At 46.6% G+C, this 4,743-nt stretch carries 4 protein-coding genes; 3 read left to right on the plus strand and 1 reads right to left on the minus strand.

Going from position 1 to position 4,743, the window contains the following annotated elements; translation table 11 throughout:
* From RUMCAL_RS16030 to metG, 3 genes are all read left to right on the plus strand, one after another.
* The coding region (locus RUMCAL_RS16030; RefSeq protein WP_021683475.1) for a hypothetical protein at nucleotides 1-455 on the plus strand (455 nt) is incomplete at its 5' end.
* Between the two features lie 131 nt (nucleotides 456-586).
* Nucleotides 587-1,102, plus strand: a complete 516-nt coding sequence (locus RUMCAL_RS13190; RefSeq protein ID WP_021683476.1) for a DUF4760 domain-containing protein — start codon at nucleotides 587-589, stop codon at nucleotides 1,100-1,102.
* Nucleotides 1,103-2,053: 951 nt separating this feature from the next.
* Nucleotides 2,054-4,006, plus strand: a complete 1,953-nt coding sequence (metG, locus tag RUMCAL_RS13195) for a methionine--tRNA ligase (RefSeq protein ID WP_040648278.1) — start codon at nucleotides 2,054-2,056, stop codon at nucleotides 4,004-4,006.
* A gap of 222 nt (nucleotides 4,007-4,228) precedes the next feature.
* Here the strand turns inward: metG and RUMCAL_RS16035 are convergent.
* Nucleotides 4,229-4,743: dockerin type I repeat-containing protein (locus tag RUMCAL_RS16035; protein WP_021683480.1), on the minus strand; the 515-nt coding region annotated here is incomplete at its 5' end.

Raw genomic sequence — 4,743 nt, forward strand, 5'->3', positions numbered from 1 at the left:
TAACCTTCTATACTACCAGTGACGCAGAAGTAACCGTAGAAGATGCCTCGTTCGAATCTGTAAAGAACAATGAGATCAGCTGCTATACCAGTCAGCAGTATGATTTTTACGTAATTGGCGATTTGAACAGCGATGAACAGGTCAACTCCAAGGATGCTGCGATCATGCTGTCTGCATACAATATCGCCGAGGCTGACGGCAGCCTGCTGACAACAGCAAACGGAAAAGCTCTGATGGTTTCTATTGCAAAGATGAATCCGGCAAAATATAAACTGGACTCCGCAAAAAAAGTAGAGGCAGCAGATGGAAACAAGGATGGCAGAATCATGAACTGCGACGATGTAAATTATTCTGATGTAAAGCAACTTCTGAACTACGCCGCAGCTACTGGTGCAGGTTTGACTTACGATGTAGCAGGCTGGCATTACGGTGAGTATGTGGGATACGTGAAGTAAGCCTATATTTTACAAGCTTATGCCATGTTAGACAGATGAATCATTATGATAGAAGGACAAGTTCGTTTTTTCAATTCGAGGTTGTCCTTTTGTGGTATTTTGAGGTTTATGGAGAATAAGGAGGATGTTGTATGTCTTTAGAAATATATCAAGCAATTGTTGATACTGCTTCAGCAGTAGGAAGTCTAGTGGCAGTCTGTTTAGCGTATAAAGCTTTTGACGTTTCCAGAAATATATCCGATCATGAGCAAGATAATGAACGAACTCGCCTGACAATAGATGCACTAAACAAGCTGCAAGATGAGGTCCTGAGCAAAATATATTGTCCTGAACTCTATGAAATCAAATCAGATCTACAAGAAAAAGAATATAAAATCATGCTCTCTAAATTCGAATTTTTTGCAGTTGCTGTAAAAAATAAGGTTTATAGCGAGGAACTGGTAATCAAATGTGCCAGTGAATCAATTTTCTGGACGTTTAGCAAGCTGTTCCCGTTCATGATCGGAAAGCTAAGACAAGCAGATGATCGCTTTTCTGCATCTCTATGGCTCGCCGAAAGGTGCATTCAAGGGAATGCTAAAAAACAAAAAAAATTCCAGGAAATGATGTCCAAAGTCGCATTGCAAACTCATTCAGAAGCATATTGAAATATAGCGTATTTGGAATCCCATTCTCTCATAAAACAGCACGCCAAGAACCCACTATTTATGGTTTTGGCGTGCTTGTTTTGTTATATAAAGTCTTCCTCCGCAAGTAATTCAGCCTGTGCAATGTTCCCTCTAGTCCACCACATATTTCGTAAGTTTGCCTTATTTACATAGATTCTCTTGAATTTAGTACTGCTGTCGTCCAAAAGCATATACCCCCTTTCTTTCTCTTTCTTTTACTTTCTTTCGTTTCTTTCACAAATATAGCATAAGAAATAGAAAAAGTCAAGCATTTCCCCAGCAGTCAATCTTACGATTTCACGCTGGAATCGATTCTATGCAGAAAAAAGCATCATGACACCAGCCGCTCACAATGCCTGCTCAAAAATTTTTGATGTGTTCCACCTTTATACGAACAACTCAACAACTAACACATAACTAACAAGGTGCAAAAAGTCCCCTAAAATCCGATATTTTTGTTTCTCAAAGAGATAAGGAAACATCGATTTTTTATCGATATTGCGTTATTTCTTTTGCTTCAGAAGTCTATTTGGACAACTTCTGGACAACTAAAAAGTATTTTAAAATCGCTCTGTGTTTTGCAGAGCGATTTTTTTATGTTGCTGTAACTCGTATTTTTATTCAGTCAGCTTCTTCTCAATAGAATCTGCCAACACTTTTCGTGTACTGCTAAGCACATCAGCATAAATATCAGCTGTGACATTGATGTCGCAATGCCCTAAATGGTCACTGATGATTTTGAGATCTACGCCCATATTCAAAAGTATCGTAGCATTACGCTTTCCATTATTTTAACATGTTTTCTCCAAAAAAGCAAGTTCCGCACCCCATCCCCTACAAAATTTTCAAAAAAACATGGACAACACCGGAAAACTGTGCTATAATAAGAAGTAGAGCCTTCGGGCACATAAATGTTAAGGAGGACCTTGTATGTCAAAAAAGCCGTATTATATCACGACACCGATTTACTATCCGTCGGGAAATCCCCATATCGGGCACTGCTATACAACAGTTGCCTGCGATTCTATCGCACGGTACAGACGAATGCAGGGCTATGATGTGATCTTCCTCACCGGAACTGATGAACACGGTCTGAAAATCGAACAGAAAGCGGCTGCAAAGGGTATCACGCCGAAAGAATATGTAGATGAGATCGTCAAGACCTTCAAGGCACTGTGGGAAAAAATGCACGTCAGCTATGACCGCTATATCCGCACCACCGATGACTACCACATAGAAACCGTACAGAAGATCTTCAAGCGTCTGTACGATCTGGGATACATCTATAAGGGTGAATATAAGGGCAAGTACTGCACCCCCTGTGAAAGCTTCTGGACCGAGTCCCAGCTGGACGAAAACGGCTGCTGTCCGGAGTGTCACCGCGAAGTCGTCGAGGCAAAGGAAGAAGCCTACTTCATGAAAATGGCTCCCTTTGCAGAGCGTATCAAAAAGTTGCTGCTGGAAACCGACTATCTCCAGCCCAAGACCCGTGCAGTGGAACTGGTCAACAACTTCATCAAGCCGGGGCTGGAAGACCTCTGCGTTTCCCGCACCTCTTTCACATGGGGCATTCCGGTCACTTTCGATCCGAAGCACGTGGTCTATGTCTGGGTAGACGCTCTGTCCAACTATATCAGTGCACTGGGCTATGAAAACAACGCCTACCACGATTTCGACAAGTACTGGCCGGCAGATGTGCACATGGTTGCCAAAGACATCATGCGGTTCCATGCCATTACCTGGCCGGCAATGCTGATGGCTCTGGATCTGCCGCTGCCGAAGCATCTGGCAGTTCACGGCTGGATCACTTTCAACGGACAGAAAATGTCCAAGTCGCTGGGCAACGTGGTAGACCCGTTCCTGCTGGCTGACCGCTACGGAGCAGATGCGATCCGCTACCATATCCTGCGGGAAATGGCTCTGGGTGCAGACAGTTCGTTCTCCAACGAGATCATGATCAACCGCATCAACTCCGATCTGGCAAACGGTCTGGGCAATCTGGTTTCCCGTACCGTGGCAATGGTGGACAAGTACTTCGGCGGCACTCTGCCGACCGAACGCCAGTCCGGCGAATTTGACGAGGAACTCATCGCCGCAGCCACCGGTCTGACTGCAAAGCTGGAAGGTCTGCTGGATCAGACGCAGCTGAACCACATGCTGGCAGAGATTTTCCAGGTGGTTTCCCGTGCCAACAAGTACATCGACGAAACCGCACCGTGGATTCTGGCAAGAGAGGAAGCAAACCGCACCCGTCTGGCAACGGTGCTGTACAACCTGCTGGAAACCATTCGTATCATCACCGTTCCGCTGAGTGCATTCATGCCGGAAACCATGCCGAAGATCTGGGAGCAGATCGGGGCATCGGAAGCCGACGTGGCATACAGCACCGCTGCGGTATTCGGCACACTGCCGGCAAATGTGACCGTGCACAAGGGTGACATCATCTTCCCGCGTATCGACGTGGAAAAGGAGATCGACGAACTGAACCAGCTGATTCTGGCAGCACAGCCCAAGGAAGAACCGCAGGAGCCGGAATTCACACCCCAGCCGCTGGCAGAGGAGATCGACATCGACACCTTTGGCAAGACCGATCTGCGTGTGGCAAAGGTGCTGGAATGCGAAAAGGTGAAGAAGTCCAAGAAGCTGCTGAAGCTCCAGCTGGACGACGGCATGGGCGGCAGACAGGTGGTTTCGGGCATTGCACCGTGGTACAAGCCGGAAGACCTGATCGGCAAGAAGATCGTTCTGGTGGCAAACCTGAAGCCGGCAAAGCTGTGCGGCGTGGAAAGCTGCGGCATGATCTGTGCGGCAGATATGCCCAACGGTGATGTCAAGGTGATCTTCCCTGACGAAAGCCTGCCGGTAGGCTCGAAGATCCGCTAAAACAAAGGAAACACTGCATAAAGCCCGCCTGACGGCTTTGCACGCAATCTGCCGAAAAGTCTGACGACGCATCTTACGCACAAGCTTTATCCAGTGTTTCTTAAAATCAAAATCGTATCAAAGAAGCCGTACCCCGAAGTGGAACATTTCCGGGGTACGGCTTTTCTGTTGGGCTAAGATTATCGGGCAGATGCGGGCATCTGTCCCTGCGATGCAACGGGACTATCCCACCAGCTTCTGCCGGAGCAGTGCCAAGTCGAAGCCGTTGACAGTGCCGTCTGCGTTGAGGTCAGCGGTCTGCCACTGGGATTGTGTCAGGGTGCGTTCCTGTAGGAGGTATCGCTGGAGTAGAACGGCATCGGCGGTGGTGAGGGTGTTGTCGAAGTTGAGGTCGCCGGGTGACGGCAGTATTGTGAAATAGATTCTTTCACTATCTGCTAGTCCATACCCATTATACGTTGTGATATAACAAGAATACTTTCCGGGTTTCGAAAAACTTCTCGTATATGAACTTTCTTTCGTGTCATAGGTATCGATTCGTGTTCGTCCTCCATCTTCGCTATCTATACCAATTGTATAAACATAGCCATGTTCACTGGAACAACGGAATACGAGTTCTTCCCCTACATAGTAAGAATCTTTATCCAATTCCACCTTTGCATTCGTTGGCTTTCCATCATACACCTCAAAATAGATTCTCTCGCTGTCCGCATATCCATATCCGTTGTATGTGGTAA

The organism is Ruminococcus callidus ATCC 27760, from assembly GCF_000468015.1.
GTDB classification, from domain to species: Bacteria; Bacillota; Clostridia; order Oscillospirales; family Ruminococcaceae; genus Ruminococcus_C; species Ruminococcus_C callidus.